This is a genomic window from Agromyces selenitireducens (assembly GCF_052748465.2).
Map to the genome: position 1 here is coordinate 1,413,689 of NZ_CM188259.1, position 17,875 is coordinate 1,431,563.

Consider the following 17,875-nt stretch of genomic DNA (forward strand, 5'->3'; position numbering starts at 1 on the left):
GGTTAGGCTAAGCTCACCATCGGTCCGAGTCGTCGATGTCTCGAATCCGCCGGACCGACTCCGACACCCCACCGAAAGGGACAACATGCACGCGCGCCGAACGCTCGCCGCCATCGCTGCGACCGCCGCCACCGCCCTCGCCCTCGCCGGTTGCGCCGGCGGCGCCGAACCCGAACAGGGCGGCGACGCGGGCGCCGCGTCATCCGACGCCGTCTTCCCCGTCACGATCGAGCACGCGTTCGGCGAGACCGAGATCGACGAGGCGCCCGAGCGCGTCGCCACGTGGGGGTGGGGGAGCACCGAGGCGACCCTCGCGCTCGGCGTCGTGCCCGTCGCCATCGCACAGCAGGCCTACGGGGCGAACGAGGACGGCGTGCTGCCCTGGGTCGCCGAGGAGCTCGACGAACTCGGCGCCGAGACCCCGACGATCCTCACCGACGACGGCGAGGCCCCGCCCTATGAGGAACTCATCGAAGCCGCACCCGACGTGATCCTCGCCCCGTACTCGGGCATCACCGAGGAGCAGTACGAGCTCCTCAGCGAGATCGCGCCGACCGTCGCCTACCCCGACGCCGCGTGGACGACGCCGTGGCGCGAGGTCGTCACGACCGTCGGCACCGCGCTCGGACTCGAGGACGAGGCGCAGGGGGTGCTCGACGACCTCGACGCCGAACTGGCCGCCACGGCAGGCGAGCACCCCGAGCTCGCCGGCAACACGGTCGCCGCCGTCTGGGACACCGCCGGCACGTTCTACGTCTACACGCCCGAGGACTCGCGCGTGGAGTTCCTCTCCGCGCTCGGGCTCGAGGACGCACCCTCCGTCGCCGAGCTCCAGAACGGCGACTCGCCCTTCTACTTCACGCTCAGCTACGAGCAGCTCGACCAGCTCGGGTCGGACCTCATCCTGAGCTACCACGACACGCAGGCCGAGGCCGACGCGTTCCTCGAGTCGGCGCCGATATCGGCGATCCCCGCGGTCTCGCGCGGACAGGTCGCGCAGGTCGTCGGCACCGAGCTCATCGCCGCCGTCTCGCCGCCCACCGCGCTCTCGCTCACCTACGGCCTGGACGAGCTCGTCGAGGCGCTCTCGGCGGCCGTCGAGCCGACGGACTGACTCGAGCCGGTCAGCCGGCGGACGCCGCCTTGCGGCCCGGGCGCGCCTCGCGCCCGGGCCGTCGGGGCAGGTAGCCGCCGGCCTCGAGTCCGGCCTCGACCTCGAACCGGTTGGCAAGCGGGTTCCGGCCCGACACCCAGTACAGGATCGGGAAGAGCATCCCGTACTTCCGCCACTGCGCGCGATGGATCGCCTCGTGCCCCAGCACCGCGTGCGAGACGTTCGACGACGTGAGGTAGCAGCCGCCGACGCACGATCCGCCCCGCCCGAACGTCCACCTCGGCATTCCGCGGAAGACGACGAGTCCGCGGCGCCGTTCGATGCGGCCCCTGCTCCACAGGAATCCCCACGCGAATCCGACGGCGGTCGCCCACCAGTACCCGGCCGCGCTGACGGGGGAGTCCGTCAGCCGGACCCGGTACATGCGGCTCACGCGCGCGCCTCGGGACGGCCGAGCGACTCCAGCAGCCGCAGCCACACCTCGCTGAGCGTCGGGAAGGCGGGCACGGCGTGCCAGAGCCGCTCGACCGGCACCTCGCCGACGATCGCGATCGTCGCCGCGTGCACGAGCTCGGCGGTGTCCTGCCCGACGAAGGTCGCGCCCACCACGACGCCGCGTTCGGCGTCGATGACGAGGCGGGCTCGTCCGTCGTACCCGTCGGCGAGGATGCCCGCACCGGTCACCGATGAGAATCCGACCTCGGCGAGGCGCACGTCGATGCCGGCCTCGGCGGCCCGCGCGGCGGTGTGCCCGACGGTCGCGACCTCGGGATCGCCGAACACGATGCCGGGCACGGCGACGTGGTCCGCGGTCGCCGCGTGCACGCCGAACCGCCCGTCATCGACGGCGCCGCCGAGCGCCCGCGCGGCGATCACGTCACCGGCGGCGCGCGCCTGGTACTTGCCCTGGTGGGTGAAGAGCGCGCGATGGTTCACGTCTCCGACGGCGTAGAGCCACGGCACGCCGCCGTCCGCATCGGGATCGGATGCCGCGACCGCCGCGAGCGTGTCGTCGACCTCGATCCAGGCGCCGGGTTCCAGGCCGACGGATTCGAGGCCGAGGCCCGAGGTGCGCGGCGTGCGGCCCGTAGCGACGAGCACCTCGTCGACGATGAACGTCTCGCCACCCTCGAGCGTGATGACCACGGCATCGTCGGCGTCTCGCTCGATTCGGTCGGGCGTCACGCCGAGCCGCACCGTCGCACCCGCGGCGCGCAGGCCCGCGACGACCGCCTCGCCGGCGAAGGGCTCCATCGTGCCGAGCATCGTGTGGCGAACCAGCACCGTGACCTCGGTGCCGAATCCGGCATAGGCCGAGGCCATCTCGGCCGCGACGACACCGCCGCCGATCACGGCGAGCCGGCGAGGCACGCTCCGCGCGCTCGTCGCGTCGCGGCTCGTCCACGGGCGCGCGTCGGCGAGGCCCGGGATGCGGGGAACCGTCGGCGTCGAGCCGGTGCACACCGCGACCGCGTGCCGGGCCAGGAGCACGAGCTCCTCACCGTCGTCCTGCGTCACGACGACCCGTCGCTCGCCGTCGAGCCGGCCGTGGCCGCGCACGACCTCGGCGCCGATGCTCGCGACCCAGTCGACGCCGTTGTGGTCGTCCCATTCGGACACCCAGTAGTCGCGCCGGGCGAGCACCGCCGCAACGTCGAGCTCGCCCGTCACCGCTGCCTCCGCGCCGGGCAGGCGCCGTGCCGCGCGGAGGGCGGTGGTGCTGCGCAGCAGCGTCTTCGAGGGCACGCACGCCCAGTAGGAGCATTCGCCGCCGACGAGCTCGTGCTCGACGATCGCGACGCCGAGCCCGGCGGCACGTGCGCGGTCGGCGACGTTCTCGCCGGATGCTCCGGCGCCCAGCACCACCACGTCGATCTCGCGCTCCATGCGTACTCCCTCCGGCGGCCCCCGTCTCGTGCCGGAGGGTGTGGTCACAGCCTATGCAGCGCGCCCGCGCCGCGGCATCCGTTCCGGTCGTCTCATCGGGCGGCGGATGCCGCGCCCGTCGCGAGCGCGCCGACCACCCGCAGGATCGTGGGCAGGTCGTCGACCGCCGCATCGGGCGACGAGGGGGTGAAGCCGGCGATCGACGCGCCGGCGAGCGGGAAGCGCTCGACGACGGCCTTCAGCAGCGTGACGAGCTCGGAGGCGTCGACGCCGAACGGCATGGGTGACGAGAGCCCCGCGAGGGCCGACGGGTCGAGGACGTCGAGGTCGACGTGGACGTACACGTTGCGCGCGCCCGTGGCCGCGAGCGCTTCGAGCGTGCGCTGCGGCTCGCGGAGCTCGTCGATCGAGAGCATCGCGATGCGGTGTTCGTCGATGAACGCCTGCTCGCCGTCGTCGACTGCGCGGGCACCCGCGATCACGATGCGAGCCGGGGGCACGCCGGCCCCCGAGTCGAGCACCAGTCCATCGGCGCCGTCGCCGGCGATCGCGCGCAGCACCATGCCGTTGAACGCGCCGGACGGGCTCGTCTCGGGCGTGTTGAGGTCGGGGTGGGCATCGAGCCAGAGCACTGCCAGGTCGTCCGGGTGGCGAGCGGATGCCGCAGCGGCGGACGCGAGCGCCACCCCGCAGTCGCCGCCGATCACGATCGGCGTGCCGGCGGCCGACGCGAGCGCCGCGGCCGCCCGATCGCGCACGCGGCGGACGGCGCTGTAGCGCTGCACGCCCGTGCCGAGCGCCTCGCCCGCCTCCACCGGGACGTCGACGAGCACGGTGGACGAGGAGGGGAGGTCGCCGTGGATCGCGTGCGCGCCATCGGCATGGCTCATCGCACGGGACGAAACGGAGCCCTGCCACTCGGGGATGACGAGGAAGGCGGCCGGCATGCTCCAAGTATGTTCCGCGCGGCACGCGTTGCGCCACGTCTCGACGGGGCAGGCGGCTACTGGTCGGGGAAGCGCACGAGCCGGCCCTGCACCGCGAGTCCGAAGCAGGCGATCGCCATGAAGCCCAGCCCCAGCAGGCCGCCGACGGTCGTGGACGCGATCACCGCGGCGCCGCTGAGTGCGAGCAGCACGAGCGTCACGCGCCACACCCAGCGTCGCCCGGTGAGCGCGGTCGCCAGGGCGAAGGCGATGAGCAGTCCCAGGCGGAGCCACAGGTCGGCCGGCGTGAACACGGGGCCGGTCCCCGTGGACAGGACCGCGCCGGCCGCGAGCAGCGCCGCCCAGGCGCCGAACAGCCACCAGCCGAACGGGCGAACCGGTTCGGCGCGCGGTGCGGCGGCGTCCGCCGGCGGCCGGTCGACGACGATGCGCGCGGATGCCGCGGGTCGGCGCGGTGCGGCGAGCAGGACCTCGTGCGCACGCGTCACCTCGATGAACCGGTCGCTCGCGGCGCGGATCTCCTCGGCGGGCCGGCCGGTGAAGCGGTCTGGGTGCAGGTCGCGCGCGAGCCTGCGGTACGCCCGGTCGATCTCGGCGGCGTCGGCATCGCGGCGCACGCCGAGCGCGGCGGCCGCCTCGTCGGGGCTCATGGCCCCGCGCGGCCGGCCGGAGTCATGCCGGGCCTCCTCCGAGGTCGCCGTTCAGCAGGGTCACCGGCGGGCCGGTCGTCGCCTCGGGGCGGGTCTCGCCGGCGCGCGGTTCGAGCGCGCGCGGCAGGGACGCGCGGATCGACGCGTCATGGTCGGGCGTCGTCGAGCCGAGCTCGTCCGACGCGAGTTCGGGCGGCGATGCGAACACCTCGGCGGCGCCCTCGCCCCGGAGCCGATCGCGGGCCTGGTGCTCGGTCAGTACCGGCACGAAGTCGCGGATCGGACGCCCGTCGAACCGTCGGTACTCCTCCTCCACGACCTCCGCGATGCGCTCGCGCGCGATCTCCGGGAAGTGCGCGGCGAGGCGGTCGGGGATGCGGTCGACCAGGGCGCGCTCGTCGTCGGCGTGCATCGCGGTTCCTTCCGTGGGTCGTGGAGGGGCGGATGCCGCGGGCGTCGTGCCGCGCGGCATCCGCTCGCGTCAGTTCGAGGCGATCTGCCCCTGCGACGACCCGCCTGCCTTCATCGCTGCGAGCCGGGCCTCCACCTCGGTGAGCTCGCCGAGGTCGTCGAGTTCGTTGAACTGCGCGTCGATGCTCGACGCGGCGAGCTCGGCCTGGCCGCGCGCCTTGGCCTCCTCGCGGCGGATCTTGTCCTCGAAGCGGCCGATCTCGCTCGTCGGGTCGAGGATGTCGATCGACTTGACCGCCGCATGCACCTGCTGCTGCGCCTCCGCGGTCTTCGCGCGCGCGATGAGCTCGGAGCGCTTGTTCTGCAGCTCGACCAGCTTCTGCTTCATGCCGTTGAGGCCGCTCTTGAGCTTGTCGACGACCTCGGTCTGCGCCGCGATCTGCGGTTCGGCCGCGCGGGCCTCGTTCTCGGAGGAGATCTGGCGGCTCAGCGCGACCTTCGCGAGGTTGTCGAACTTGTCGGCGCCGGCGGCGTCGCCTGCGGTGCGCAGTTCGTCGGCCTTCCGGCTCGCCGCGAGCGCCTTGTCGCCCCACTCGCGCGCCGCCTCGACGTCCTCGCGGTGGTCGTCCTCGAGGAGGCGCAGGTTGCCGATCGTCTCGGCGATGGCCGCCTCGGCGTCGGCGATCGAGTTCGTGAAGTCGCGCACCATCTGGTCGAGCATGACCTGAGGGTCCTCGGCCTGGTCGATGAGCGCGTTGACGTTGGCTCGCAGCAGTTGCGAGATGCGTCCGAAGATGGACTGCTTGGACATCGTGGCTTCCTTCCGGTTGGTGGTCATCGGGTCATCATGGGCGGGGACGGTCAGAACCGTCCTCCGCTTCCTCGTCTGGATCGGGTGGCGGATCCGCCGAAGCTGCCGGGCGAGCGGCCGCCGCCGAATCCGCCGCCGCCGAAGCCGCCGGTGCGCCGCCCGCCGCCGCTTCCGCCGAACATCCCGCCGCCGCCTCCGCCGCCCATCATCGAGTTGATGAGGATGCCGCCGAGGACCGCGCCGAAGACGTCGCCGCCGCCGCCACGGGCGGGCTGTCCGCCGAACATGCCGCCGCCGGCCGGCATCCCGGCACCGAAGCCGCTCACGTCCTGCTGCGCGAGCGACATCGCCTGGCCGGCGAGCTGCTCGGCACGCTGGGCGGTGGCGAGTGCGCGGGCGGGGTCGGGCACTGCGTGCGACTGCGCCTCGACGAGGAGGCGCCCTGCCTCGGCGAGGCGCGTGCGCGCCTCCGAGCCGATCGCGCCGCGGCGGGCGACGAGGTAGTCCTCGGCGGCCTGCACCTGCGTGCGCGCGGCGAGCAGGGTGCGGTCGAGCTCGGCACGCGTGCGCTGGGCCTGCACCTGAGCATCGCGGCTGCCCTGCACCGCACGGTCGATCTCGGCGTTGACCCGGTCGACGCGCGCGGTGAGCTCGAGCGGCGACCGCCCGGCCCGTGCGAGTTCGGTGCGGATCGCGGCCGCCTCGGCCTCGACGCGGTCGGCGAGCCCCGCGAGCGCGGGGTCCGGCATGCTCCGCGCCGTGCGCACGTCGGCCTCGAGGTCGTCGACGCCCGTCGCCGCCGCGCGGTCGGCCTCGACGAGGTCGGCGGCGAGCTTCTCGACCGCGGCCGAGAGCAGCCGCGCCTGGTCGACGGCCTCCTCGGCGGCGCGGATCTCGACCGCGGCGGCGCCGGACTCGCCGCGCTGGAGCGCGGCATTCGCCTCGGCCATCGCGCCGCGCGCGAACGAGATGCGCGCTCGCGCCTGTTCGGGGTTGTCGGCTACGGGGGCGAGGGCGGATGCCGCGTACTGCGCACCGAGTGCCTGCAGTCGTTGCGCGGCCGGGGCGATGCCGTCCTCCGCCGAGCGCGCGGCGGCCTCGATCCTGGCGAGGGCCTGCGGCGCGTTCTGCTCGAGGTCGCGCAGCGCGTCGAAGCGGTCGGCCTGCTCGTCGAGCATGCCCTCCGCCTCCGCGGTCAGCGAGAGGATCCCCGCGTACCACTCGCGCTGCTGCGCCTCGGTGTCGGGCTCGTGGTCGTCGAGCCGCTGCTGCAGCGTGAAGGCCTCGCGGACCTTGGACTTCGCCGCCTCGAGTGCCGAGCGGAACCCGGCCGCGGCCTCCTCGCCGAACCCGGCCGTGGCGAAGCCGAGTTCCTCCTCGCTCGTCTTCAGCGCGTCGTCGGCCTGGACGAGGGCGCTCCCGGCGCGGCGGCGCAGTTCTTCGATGGGCACGGGCGGTTCCGCGGGCGCGGCGCCGGACCCGCCGGGGATCCCCGGCGCGCCGACCGCCGCCTGCCGTCGCCGGCGTCGCGCGAGCACGATGGCGATCACGACGACGACGCCCGCGCCGATGAGCAGGATCCACAGGAATCCGGACCCGAACGCGCCGCCGTCCGCCCCGCCTCCGAGCGCCTCGGCCGCCGCGACGGCCGCGCCCGCCCAGTCACCGTCGCGGAGCTCGGGTTCGACCTCCTCGATGCTGATCCGGTCGGTGTCGTCCTGCGAGAGCGACGCGTCCTGCGCCGCGGAGAGGTAGTAGGCGCGGCCCTCGATCGCGACGGCGAGCAGGTAGTCCTCGGTGCCCATGTTGTTCGCGTTGGCGGTGTCGGTCGCCCACGCCGCGGCATCCGCCGGGTTCGTGAACTCGTCGACGTAGGCGACGAACAGCTGGCGGCCGTTCGCGTCGGCCGTGCGTTCGATCGCGGCCTCCACGTCGGCGAGCTCGGCCGCGCTCAGGGCGTCGGCGGTGTCGACGACGGGACTGTCGGTGAACGAGACGGGGTCCTCGGCGTGCACGGCGGCGGCCGGTGCGACGACCATCAGCGCTGCCAGCGCGGCGATCGCGATCGCACTCCCTCGAACCGACCGCATGTGCCAGTGCCTTCCCCTCGGAGCGGATGACTGGAGTCTATGGCGGGCCCGTTCGGCGCGTCCACGGATTCCCGGCGGACCTTCAGTCCCCGTCCAGCGATCCGACTCCGGGCACGGAACGGGACCTTGGTCGGTTCCGTGCCCGCCGGCGGAAGCGTATGGTCCTCCTCGTCGCACCGCGGCATCCGACGGCCGGGAACGGTGCGGGCAGGGGAAGCGTCATCTTGGGGGTCCGATGAGCGACCGAGCCACGTCCGACCGCACGGGCTCCGCCGCCCGCATGCTCGCGCCGCTCGCGCTTGCGCAGTTCATCTGCAGCTACGCGGGCTCGAACATGAACGTGATGATCAACGACATCAGCCGCGACCTCGGGACGTCCGTCCAGGGCGTGCAGGTGGCGATCACGACCTTCCTCCTCGTCATGGCGGCGCTCATGATCCCGGGCAGCAAGCTCACGGACCGCTTCGGGCGTCGCAGGCTCTTCCTCGTCGGCCTCGCCGTCTACGGGGTCGGCGCGCTGACCGCTTCGATCGCGCCGAACCTGGCCGTGCTGATGATCGGGTATTCCATGCTCCAGGGAATCGGCACCGCACTCCTCATCCCGCCCGTGTACATCCTGACGACGCTGCGATACGACGACGTCCGCGAACGCGCCCGTGCGTTCGGCGTGATCAGCGCGCTCGGCGGCCTGGGCGCGGCCGCCGGGCCGCTCATCGGCGGGCTCATCACGTTCGCGATCGACTGGCGTGCCGCGTTCGTGTTCCAGGCGCTCGTCGTCGCGGTCATCCTGCTCCTCGCGCGCCAGGTCGTGGACCCGTTGCCTGCGGACCCGTCCCGTTCCTTCGACCTCGGGGGCGCGGTGCTGTCGGCGATCGGCCTGATCGCGCTGGTGATGGGCATCCTCGCGCTCGACGACGAGCTGTGGCTCTCGATCGTCCTCCTGGTCGGCGGCGCCGCAATGCTCGCGTGGTTCCTGTTCCGCTCGGCGAGGGTCGAGCGGGCCGGGCGCGAACCGCTCGTGTCGCCGACGCTCTTCCGCAACCGCACCTCGAACACGGGACTGCTCACGCAGGTGCTGCAATGGATGCTGCTCATGGGCGTGTCGTTCACGGTGGCGGCCTACCTGCAGGTCGTGCGGGGGTACGACGCGATCGAGACGGGGATCATCTTCACGGCCGCGACCCTGGGGCTGCTCGTCTCGTCGCTCGCCGCCGGCCGCCTCGTCCGCCGCTTCGCGCAGCGCACGCTCATCATCGTCGGATTCCTGCTCACCTCCGCTGGGATCGCCGGACTCATCTGGATCGTGGCCGCGCTGCCGGGCGCGTGGGCCTTCGCACCCGGCCTGCTCGGCATCGGGCTCGGTCTCGGTCTCATGCTCACTCCGTCGGTGAACATCGTGCAGTCCGCGTTCACCGAGGAGCGACAGGGTGAGATCTCGGGCGTCTCGCGGGCCTTCTCGAACCTCGGTTCGTCGCTCGGCACCGCCGTCGCGGGCACCATCCTGGTCGCCGGGCTCGTCGATCCGTCGCGTTCGTACGCGCTCGCGATCGCGGTCCTCGGCGTGCTCGGCCTGGTCGGTGCGCTGCTCGCGCTGCGCCTCCCCAAGGCGGACACGGAACGAGCCGGGCCCTCAGCTGGCTGAGTGGACCCGGCTCTTCACAACGTGCCCCCGGAGGGATTCGAACCCCCGACCTACGGTACCGGAAACCGGCGCTCTATCCCCTGAGCTACGGAGGCGCACAGCCATTCACACTACCACCTGCACCGGCGATCGGATGACGCGCGGCGGGCGTCCCGGGCGCCCGTCAGCGGGCCGCGAGGTTGGCGCGAACCGCCGCGACGAGCTGCTCCGCATCGCCCGGTTCGAAGAACACCGCGGACTCCAGCACGATCCAGTACCCGTCGGCGAACACCTGCGCCTGCCCGGCACCGCCGGACTGTGTGAAGAAGCCCTCGACCTCGGGCGGGGTGCCGTACGTGGGCACCGCGTTGCTGTCGACCGCGGCCTGCCCGACCTGCGCCGCGTACGCGCCCTGGGGCAGGGTCGCGACGCCGAGCTCGATGAGCTCGCCGCTGGTCTGGTTGCTCCAGCCGCACACGGTGCCCTGGGCCTCGGCGACGGATGCCACGGCCTCGGACTCGGGCGCGTACCCGGGCGCCTCGCCGTAGTTCGGGTTGAACTCGTACATCTGGTCGAGCGTGAGGAGCTCGGTGCAGGCGGCCTCGAACGGCAGCGGCTCCTCCGTCGGCTCGGGCGTCGGCTCGGCCGTTCCGGTCGGGGCCGGGGTGCCGGATGCCGCGGGCGGCTCGGTCTCGCCGGGAGCGTCGTCGGGGTTCGTGCATCCGGCGAGCGCGAGCACGGCGGCGAGGGCGACCGCGGAGCGGAGGAGTGGGGCGTTCGGGCGCGGCATGCGGGAAACCATATCAACGGCGACGGGTAGGATCTTCGAGTGACTCCCGCCGATCTCTCGCGTGTCCTGTTCGACCTCGTCTCCGAGCTGGTCGAGCGACGACGCGCGGCAGGCGAGGAGGTCTCGCTCGACCTCGTGCCCGAGGCCGTCACCCTCGAGCGGCCCAAGCTGCGCGAGCACGGCGACTGGGCCTCGAGCATCGCGCTCCGCATCGCGAAGCCGCTCGGGTCGAGCCCGCGCGAGCTCGCCGGTGAGCTCGCGACGGGCCTCGCCGCCGTCGACGGCGTCGCGAGCGCCGAGGTCGCCGGTCCCGGCTTCATCAACATCAGGCTCGACGCCGCGGCCGCGGGCTCGCTCGCGAAGTCGATCGTCGACGCCGGTCCCGCCTACGGGCACGTCGATGCGCTCGCGGGCAGCGTGATCAACCTCGAGTTCGTGTCGGCGAACCCCACCGGGCCCCTGCACATCGGGCACACCCGCTGGGCCGCGCTCGGCGACTCGATCGGCCGGGTGCTTCGCGCCGCGGGCGCGAAGGTCGCGAACGAGTACTACGTCAACGACGCCGGCAACCAGATGGACAACTTCGGCGCCTCGGTGCTCGCCGCCGCGAAGGGCGAGCCGACGCCCGAGAACGGCTACCCCGGCCGGTACGTGACCGACCTCGCCGCTCGCGTGCTCGAGCGCGAGCCGCACCTGCTCGAGCTCGACGCCGATGTCGCGCTGCACACCGCACGCGAGATCGCCTACGAGCTGCAGCTCGCCGAGATCCGCGAGTCGCTCGCGCGCTTCAACGTGCACTTCGACATCTGGACCAGCGAGCGGGCGCTGCACGCGAAGGACGACGACGGGGTGTCCGCGATCGACGCCGCCGTCGAGCGGCTCCGCGCGCAGGGACACGTCTTCGACGAGGGCGGCGCCGTGTGGGTGCGGACGACCGACTTCGGCGACGACAAGGACCGCGTCATCCGCCGCGCCAACGGCGTCTACACCTACTTCGCCGCGGATGCCGCGTACTACCTCGACAAGGGCGACCGCGGCTTCGAGCACAAGATCTACCTGCTCGGCGCCGACCACCACGGCTACGTGCACCGCCTGAAGGCGCTCGCGGGCGCGGCGGGCGACGACCCCGAGAAGGACATCGAGGTGCTCATCGGCCAGCTCGTGAGCATCAACGGGGCCAAGCTCTCCAAGCGCGCGGGCAACATCATCGAGCTCGACGACCTCCAGGCCTGGCTCGGTACGGACGCGCTCCGCTACACGCTCGCGCGGTATCCGGCCGACTCCCCGCTCGCGCTCGACCCCGAGCAGCTGCGGAGCCGGTCCAACGACAACCCGGTCTTCTACGTCCAGTACGCCCATGCGCGCACCTCGGCCGTCTCCCGCAACGCCGCCGACTCGGGCGTCGACCGCTCCTCGTTCGCACCCGAGCTGCTCGACCACGAGACCGAGTCGGCACTGCTCGGCGCGCTCCAGGAGTTCCCGCGCATCGTCGCCCAGGCTGCCGAGCTGCGCGAGCCGCACCGCGTCGCCCGGTACATCGAGGAGGTCGCGGGCCTCTACCACCGGTGGTACGACAACTGCCGCGTCCTCCCGCTCGGCGACGAGCCCGTCGGCGACCTGCACCGCACGCGGCTGTGGCTGAACGACGCGACCGGCCAGGTCATCCGCAACGGCCTCGACCTGCTCGGCGTGTCGGCGCCCGAGCGCATGTAGCCTGCCGTCCCATGGCTGCATCCGACGATGACACCGTCCGTCTCGACCCCGTCGAGCCCGACGGCGGCCCTCGCCGGCGCACGACCGGAGGCGCGCGGGCGGCGATCATCGTGGGCGTGGTGCTCGTCATCGTGGCCGCGCTGCTCGTGCTCGTCGAGACGGTCGGTCGCGGCATCGCCGAGCGCGCCGTCGCCGACGCCATCGAGCGAGACCTCCCCGAGGGCGTCGAGGGCGAGGTCGACGTGCAGATCCGCGGGGTGTCCGCGCTCTGGCAGGCGGCCACCGGGCGGATGGACGAGATGGTGGCGACCGCGCCCGAGCTGTCCGTGAACGGCGTCGAGGTCGATGCCACGGTCACCGCGTACGGCGTGCCGCTCGCCGAGGGCGGGAGCGTGGAGCGCGCCGAGGCGGTGGCATCCGTCGACGAGGCGGCAGTCGACGCGATCGCCGAATCGCAGGCCATCGACGGCGGGCTCACCCTCGGCGACGGCACCGTGTCGTACTCCGACGAACTCGACATCCTGGGCCTGACGGTGGGGTTCGCGGTCACGGCGGAGCCCGAGGCCGCGGGCGATCGCGTCCTGCTGACGCCCGTCGCGGCCGAGCTGCAGGCCGGCTTCGCGACGCTCGACGCGTCGGACCTCGTCGACCGCGTACTGGGCGGCGAGCCCTTCCCGGTCTGCGTCGCCGATCGACTTCCCGAGGGCGTCGAACTGGCCGGCATCGACGTCACGCCGGACGGCGCGACCGTGCGGCTCGAGGCATCCGGCCTGCCCATCGCCGAGGACACGCTCGCGACCACCGGCACGTGCGGCTGAACGAGGCGGCCCGCCGCCCGCGCCGACGGGGTCCTCGTGCGTCACCCGATTCGGCCGGTACGGCGCCCGTCGGTAGACTCGCCCGTAGGCCGCCCCACAAGGGTGGCCTGCACCGAGGCTTCAGGAACCGATCCGGGTTCGCTCGCCGTCCGAGTGATCCGTCGTTCCCAGCGTCCCCGTGAGGTTCCCCGTGGCATCCAGCGCACCCGCCCCCGCGCGTCCGCCCGCGCCCGGCGACCCGAACGCGCTCGCTCCCCACGTCTGGCCCGAGGGCGCGCATCGCGACGCCGACGGCCGGCTCGTCGTCGGTGGCGTCGACGTCCGCACGCTCGCCGACCGCTTCGGCACGCCCCTCTACGTCGTCGACGAGACCGTCGCCCGGGCCCGTGCGGCCCGCACGCGCGCCGCGTTCGAGCAGGCCGCGGCATCCGTCGGCACCACGGCCGTCGTCTATTACGCCGGCAAGGCCTTCCTGTCCGGCGCGATCGTGCGCTGGATGACCGACGAGGGGCTCGGCGTCGACGTCGCCACCGGCGGCGAGCTCGCGGTCGCGCTCGCCGCGGGCGCCGACCCCGGGCACGTCGGCTTCCACGGCAACAACAAGTCGGTCGCCGAGATCGAGCGCGCGGTCGCCGCGGGCGTCGGCACGATCATCATCGACAGCGAGATCGAGGTGGGGCGGGTGGCGGATGCCGCGGCCCGGGCCGGCCGCGTGCAGCGCGTGCGCCTCCGCGTGAACTCGGGGGTCCACGCGTCGACGCACGAGTTCCTCGCGACCGCGCACGAGGACCAGAAGTTCGGCATCGCACTCGGCGACGCGAGGCGGGTCGTCGCCGACATCCGCTCGCACGCCTCGCTCGAGTTCGTCGGGCTGCACTGCCACATCGGCTCGCAGATCTTCGACGCCGCGGGGTTCGCCGAGTCGGCGGAGCGGCTCCTGGCGGTGCACGCCGACCTCGCCGCCGTCGCGCCCGTGCCCGAGCTCAACCTCGGTGGCGGGTTCGGCATCGCCTACACCGAGGCCGACGACCCCGCCCCCATCGAGGAGATCGCGGCGGGCATCGCGCGCGCGGTCTCCGACACCTGCGAACGGTTCGGCGTGCCCGTGCCCCGGCTCGCGTTCGAGCCCGGTCGATCGATCATCGGGCCGGCCGGTATCACGCTCTACACGGTGGGCACGGTCAAGCCGGTGCCGACCGACGAGGGATGGCGCCACTACGTGTCGGTCGACGGCGGCATGAGCGACAACATCCGGACCGCCATGTACGGCGCGCAGTACACCGTGCGCCTGGCCTCCCGCGTCTCGGGCGAGCCCGCCGCGCTCGTGCGCGTCGTGGGCAAGCACTGCGAATCCGGCGACGTCGTGGTCGACCACGACTGGCTGCCGCACGACGTCGCGCCCGGCGACCTCCTCGCGGTCGCCGCGACCGGCGCGTACTGCTGGTCGCTGGCCTCGAACTACAACCACGTGCCACGACCCCCGGTCGTGGCCGTGCGCGACGGCGCCGCGCGCACTATCGTGCGCGGCGAGACCGAGGACGACCTGCTCGCCCGCGACGCGTGGCTGTCCGACGACCACGACGATGACCGACACGGAGTCACCGCATGATCGAATACCGTTCCATCCGCGTCGCGCTGCTGGGAGCCGGCTCGGTCGGCTCGCAGGTCGCGCGCCTGCTGCTCGACCAGCGCGACGAGCTCGCCAACCGGATCGGCGCGCACATCGAGCTCGTCGGCGTCGCGGTGCGCGACGTCGACGCGCCGCGCGACGCCGACCTGCCGCGCGAGCTGTTCACGACCGACGCCGAATCGCTCATCGTCGGCGCCGACATCGTGATCGAGCTCATGGGCGGCATCGAGCCCGCTCGCACGCTCATCCTGAAGTCGATCGCCTCGGGCGCCGACGTGGTCACCGGCAACAAGGCGCTCCTCGCGACGCACGGCCCCGAGCTGTTCGCCGCCGCCGAGCAGGTGGGCGCGCAGCTGTCGTACGAGGCGGCGGTGGGCGGCGCCATCCCCATCATCAGGCCGCTGCGCGACAGCCTCGCCGGCGACCGCATCGAGCGGATCCTCGGCATCGTGAACGGCACCACGAACTTCATCCTCGACCGCATGGACACGACGGGGGCATCGCTCGAGGACGCCCTCGCCACCGCCACCGAGCTCGGCTACGCCGAGGCCGACCCCACCGCCGACATCGGCGGCTACGACGCCGCGCAGAAGGCGGCGATCCTCGCGAGCCTCGCCTTCCACACGGCGGTGCCGATCGAGTCGGTGCACCGCGAGGGCATCACGGGCGTCACGGCCGCGCAGGTCGAGTCCGCCAAGCGCGCCGGCTACGTCGTGAAGCTCCTGGCGATCTGCGAGCGGCTCACCGATCCCGAGACGGGGGAGGAGGGCGTGTCGGCGCGCGTCTACCCGGCGATGGTGCACCGCACGCACCCGCTCGCGGCCGTCCACGGCGCGAACAACGCCGTGTTCGTCGAGGCCGCCGCTGCGGGGCCGCTCATGTTCTACGGCGCCGGCGCCGGGGGAGTGCAGACCGCGTCGGCCGTGCTCGGCGACCTGGTCGCGATCGCCCGCCGGCACGTGCTCGGCGGACCCGGCACTGCCGAGTCCACGCACGCCGAGCTTCCCGTGCTCGACATCGGCCGCATCATCACGCGCTACGCCATCACGATCGAGGCCGCCGACCAGCCGGGCGTGCTCGCGACGATCGCGCACGTGTTCGCCGACCACGGAGTCTCCGTGGGCGAGCTGGAGCAGACCATCAGCGATGAGACGGGCCGGGCTACGCTGGTCATCGGCACCCACGAGGCGCGTGAGTCCGCGCTCGCCGAAACGGTGCGCGCACTCGCCGACAGCCCCGTCGTGACCTCCGTCGCATCCGTCATCCGAGTCGAAGGAGCAGAGTGAACCAGCAGGCAACGAAGGCGACGTCGCGCCAATGGCGCGGGGTCATCCGCGAGTACGCCGACCGGCTCGACGTGACGGATGCCACGCCCGTCGTCACGCTCGGCGAGGGCGGCACGCCGCTGCTGCCCGCCCCCGCGCTGTCGCGTCGCACGGGCGCCGACGTGTGGGTGAAGTTCGAGGGGATGAACCCGACGGGCTCGTTCAAGGACCGCGGCATGACGATGGCCGTGACCAAGGCGGTCGAGCGCGGCGCGAAGATCGTGATCGCCGCGTCGACCGGCAACACCTCGGCGTCGGCCGCAGCGTACGCCGTGCACGCGGGCATCAAGGCCGCCGTCCTCGTCCCCGAGGGCAAGATCGCGATGGGCAAGCTCAGCCAGGCGATCGCGCACGATGCGCACCTCATCCAGATCCAGGGCAACTTCGACGACTGCCTCGACATCGCGCGCGACCTGGCCGAGAACTACCCGGTCCACCTGGTCAACTCGGTCAACAACGACCGCATCGAGGGGCAGAAGACCGCGGCGTTCGAGGTCGTCGAGGTGCTCGGCGACGCGCCGGACCTCCACTTCATCCCGGTCGGCAACGCGGGCAACTACACCGCGTACACGCGCGGCTACCGGGAAGACATCGAAGCCGGCAACGCCACGAGGCTGCCCCGCATGTTCGGCTTCCAGGCCGCCGGGTCGGCCCCGCTCGTGCTCGGCGAGCCGGTTCGGCACCCGGAGACGATCGCGAGCGCCATCCGCATCGGCAACCCCGCCTCGTGGCACCTGGCGCTCGAGGCCCGCGACCTCACCGACGGCTACTTCGGCGCCATCGAGGACGACAAGATCCTCGAGGCGCAGCGCATCCTGTCGGCCGAGGTCGGCGTCTTCGTCGAGCCGGCGTCGGCGATCAGCGTCGCGGGCCTGCTCGAGCGCGCCGAGGCGGGTCAGGTCCCCGCCGGCGCCCGGGTGGTGCTGACCGTCACCGGCCACGGCCTGAAGGACCCGCAGTGGGCGCTCCGCATGCCCGACGGGTCGGATGTGCAGCCGACCGTGGTCCCCGCCGACACCGCGCACGTCGCCCAGGTGCTGGGGCTCGCATGAGCGCCGCGTCGGCGGAGGCGTCCGCGGCGGTGATGCCGGACCTCGCGGGCCGGCGGGTGCACGTCAAGGTCCCGGCGACCTCCGCGAACCTCGGCCCCGGCTTCGACACGCTGGGGCTGGCGCTCGCCCAGTACGACGAGCTCGACGTCGAGGCCGGCGGCGACGGCCTCCGCATCGAGGTGCACGGCGTCGGCGCGGGCGAGGTGCCCGTCGACGAGTCGCACCTCGTCGTACGGGCGATCGCGCACACCCTCGCGCACTACGGGCGGGAGCTGCCGCCGCTCAGGCTGGTGGCGCGCAACGCCATCCCGCACGGCCGCGGCCTCGGATCCTCGGGCGCCGCGATCGTCGCGGGCGTGATGGCCGCCAAGGGCCTGCTCGCCCCCGAGGTCGAGATCTCGCCCGACGAGCTGCTCGAACTCGCGACCGAGCTCGAGGGACACCCCGACAACGTCGCCCCGGCGCTGTTCGGCGGACTCACGATCGCATGGGTCACGCCCGAGGGACCCCGCCACAAGAAGCTCATGGTGCACCGTGGCGTGTCGCCGCTCGTGCTCGTGCCCGAGCACGAGATGTCGACCGCGCTCGCCCGCAGCCTCCAGCCGCAGTCGGTGCCGCACGAGGACGCGGTGTTCAACGTGTCCCGCTCGGCGCTGCTCGTCGCGGCGCTCATCCAGAGCCCGGAGCTGCTGCTCGCCGCGACCGAGGACAAGCTGCACCAGCGGTACCGCGCCGAGGCGATGCCCGAGACCGATCGGCTCATCCGCGTGCTGCGCGCAGCGGGGCATCCCGCCGTGGTCTCGGGCGCCGGCCCGTCGATCCTCGTGCTCGCGAGCGATCCGAGCGAACGCGCCGACGCCATGCGCATCGTGGAGGAGGCGGCCGAGACGCCGTGGCAGGCGCTCCCGCTCGCCGTCGACTTCCTCGGAGCGACCGTGACCCCGGCCGACGAGGACTGAGTCCGAGCGGTCGTCCCGGCGATCCCGGACCATCCTCTCCGGACGGCGTGGCGCGTG

16 protein-coding genes and 1 tRNA gene are annotated in these 17,875 nt (G+C 73.2%); 8 read left to right on the plus strand and 9 right to left on the minus strand.

What is annotated here, in order from left to right; translation table 11 throughout:
- The first annotated feature begins 85 nt into the window (after positions 1-85).
- Entirely contained in the window at positions 86-1,114 is a 1,029-nt protein-coding gene (locus tag ACULK4_RS06580; RefSeq protein WP_445965333.1) for an iron-siderophore ABC transporter substrate-binding protein, read from the plus strand.
- A 10-nt stretch (positions 1,115-1,124) separates the two neighbouring features.
- Here the strand turns inward: ACULK4_RS06580 and ACULK4_RS06585 are convergent, their stop codons facing one another.
- The 7 genes from ACULK4_RS06585 to ACULK4_RS06615 form a co-directional block, all read right to left on the minus strand.
- Entirely contained in the window at positions 1,125-1,538 is a 414-nt protein-coding gene (locus tag ACULK4_RS06585) for a Fe-S oxidoreductase (protein ID WP_445965574.1), read from the minus strand.
- Positions 1,539-1,543: 5 nt separating this feature from the next.
- Positions 1,544-3,001: a dihydrolipoyl dehydrogenase family protein gene (locus ACULK4_RS06590; protein WP_445965334.1), complete on the minus strand. Its 1,458-nt coding sequence runs from the start codon at positions 2,999-3,001 to the stop codon at positions 1,544-1,546.
- A 92-nt stretch (positions 3,002-3,093) separates the two neighbouring features.
- Positions 3,094-3,948 (minus strand): arginase family protein, encoded by an 855-nt coding sequence (locus ACULK4_RS06595; RefSeq protein WP_445965335.1) that lies wholly within the window; start codon positions 3,946-3,948, stop codon positions 3,094-3,096.
- A gap of 56 nt (positions 3,949-4,004) precedes the next feature.
- Positions 4,005-4,598 (minus strand): J domain-containing protein, encoded by a 594-nt coding sequence (locus tag ACULK4_RS06600; protein ID WP_445965336.1) that lies wholly within the window; start codon positions 4,596-4,598, stop codon positions 4,005-4,007.
- A gap of 22 nt (positions 4,599-4,620) precedes the next feature.
- The gene (locus ACULK4_RS06605; RefSeq protein WP_445965337.1) at positions 4,621-5,010 is read right to left on the minus strand and encodes a three-helix bundle dimerization domain-containing protein; all 390 of its coding nucleotides are present in this window, start codon (positions 5,008-5,010) and stop codon (positions 4,621-4,623) included.
- Positions 5,011-5,079: 69 nt separating this feature from the next.
- Positions 5,080-5,820 carry a PspA/IM30 family protein gene (locus ACULK4_RS06610; RefSeq protein ID WP_445965575.1) on the minus strand — a complete coding sequence of 247 codons (741 nt, stop codon included), beginning with the start codon at positions 5,818-5,820 and terminating at the stop codon, positions 5,080-5,082.
- Positions 5,821-5,870: 50 nt separating this feature from the next.
- On the minus strand, positions 5,871-7,910 hold the full coding sequence (locus tag ACULK4_RS06615; RefSeq protein ID WP_445965338.1) for a TPM domain-containing protein: 2,040 nt from the start codon (positions 7,908-7,910) through the stop codon (positions 5,871-5,873).
- Between the two features lie 235 nt (positions 7,911-8,145).
- Here ACULK4_RS06615 and ACULK4_RS06620 point away from each other — a divergent pair, with 235 nt between their 5' ends.
- Positions 8,146-9,552, plus strand: a complete 1,407-nt coding sequence (locus tag ACULK4_RS06620) for an MFS transporter (RefSeq protein WP_445965339.1) — start codon at positions 8,146-8,148, stop codon at positions 9,550-9,552.
- A gap of 22 nt (positions 9,553-9,574) precedes the next feature.
- Here ACULK4_RS06620 and ACULK4_RS06625 read toward each other — a convergent pair.
- Positions 9,575-9,647, minus strand: a tRNA-Arg gene (locus tag ACULK4_RS06625).
- A 68-nt stretch (positions 9,648-9,715) separates the two neighbouring features.
- The gene (locus tag ACULK4_RS06630) at positions 9,716-10,321 is read right to left on the minus strand and encodes an iron ABC transporter ATP-binding protein (protein WP_445965340.1); all 606 of its coding nucleotides are present in this window, start codon (positions 10,319-10,321) and stop codon (positions 9,716-9,718) included.
- A gap of 39 nt (positions 10,322-10,360) precedes the next feature.
- Between ACULK4_RS06630 and ACULK4_RS06635 the strand changes: the two genes are divergently transcribed.
- From ACULK4_RS06635 to thrB, 6 genes are all read left to right on the plus strand, one after another.
- Positions 10,361-12,034 carry an arginine--tRNA ligase gene (locus ACULK4_RS06635; RefSeq protein ID WP_445965341.1) on the plus strand — a complete coding sequence of 558 codons (1,674 nt, stop codon included), beginning with the start codon at positions 10,361-10,363 and terminating at the stop codon, positions 12,032-12,034.
- 11 nt (positions 12,035-12,045) lie between these two features.
- Positions 12,046-12,852: an LmeA family phospholipid-binding protein gene (locus ACULK4_RS06640; RefSeq protein WP_445965342.1), complete on the plus strand. Its 807-nt coding sequence runs from the start codon at positions 12,046-12,048 to the stop codon at positions 12,850-12,852.
- A 190-nt stretch (positions 12,853-13,042) separates the two neighbouring features.
- Positions 13,043-14,461, plus strand: coding sequence for a diaminopimelate decarboxylase (gene lysA / locus ACULK4_RS06645; protein ID WP_445965343.1), 1,419 nt, complete (start codon positions 13,043-13,045; stop codon positions 14,459-14,461).
- Positions 14,458-15,768 (plus strand): homoserine dehydrogenase, encoded by a 1,311-nt coding sequence (locus ACULK4_RS06650; RefSeq protein ID WP_445965344.1) that lies wholly within the window; start codon positions 14,458-14,460, stop codon positions 15,766-15,768. The genes lysA and ACULK4_RS06650 overlap by 4 nt, the downstream gene beginning before the upstream one ends.
- Positions 15,765-16,859: a threonine synthase gene (thrC, locus tag ACULK4_RS06655; RefSeq protein WP_445965345.1), complete on the plus strand. Its 1,095-nt coding sequence runs from the start codon at positions 15,765-15,767 to the stop codon at positions 16,857-16,859. The genes ACULK4_RS06650 and thrC overlap by 4 nt, the downstream gene beginning before the upstream one ends.
- Positions 16,856-17,818 (plus strand): homoserine kinase, encoded by a 963-nt coding sequence (gene thrB, locus ACULK4_RS06660; protein ID WP_445965346.1) that lies wholly within the window; start codon positions 16,856-16,858, stop codon positions 17,816-17,818. Before thrC ends, thrB begins: the two co-directional genes overlap by 4 nt.
- Positions 17,819-17,875: the final 57 nt, after the last annotated feature.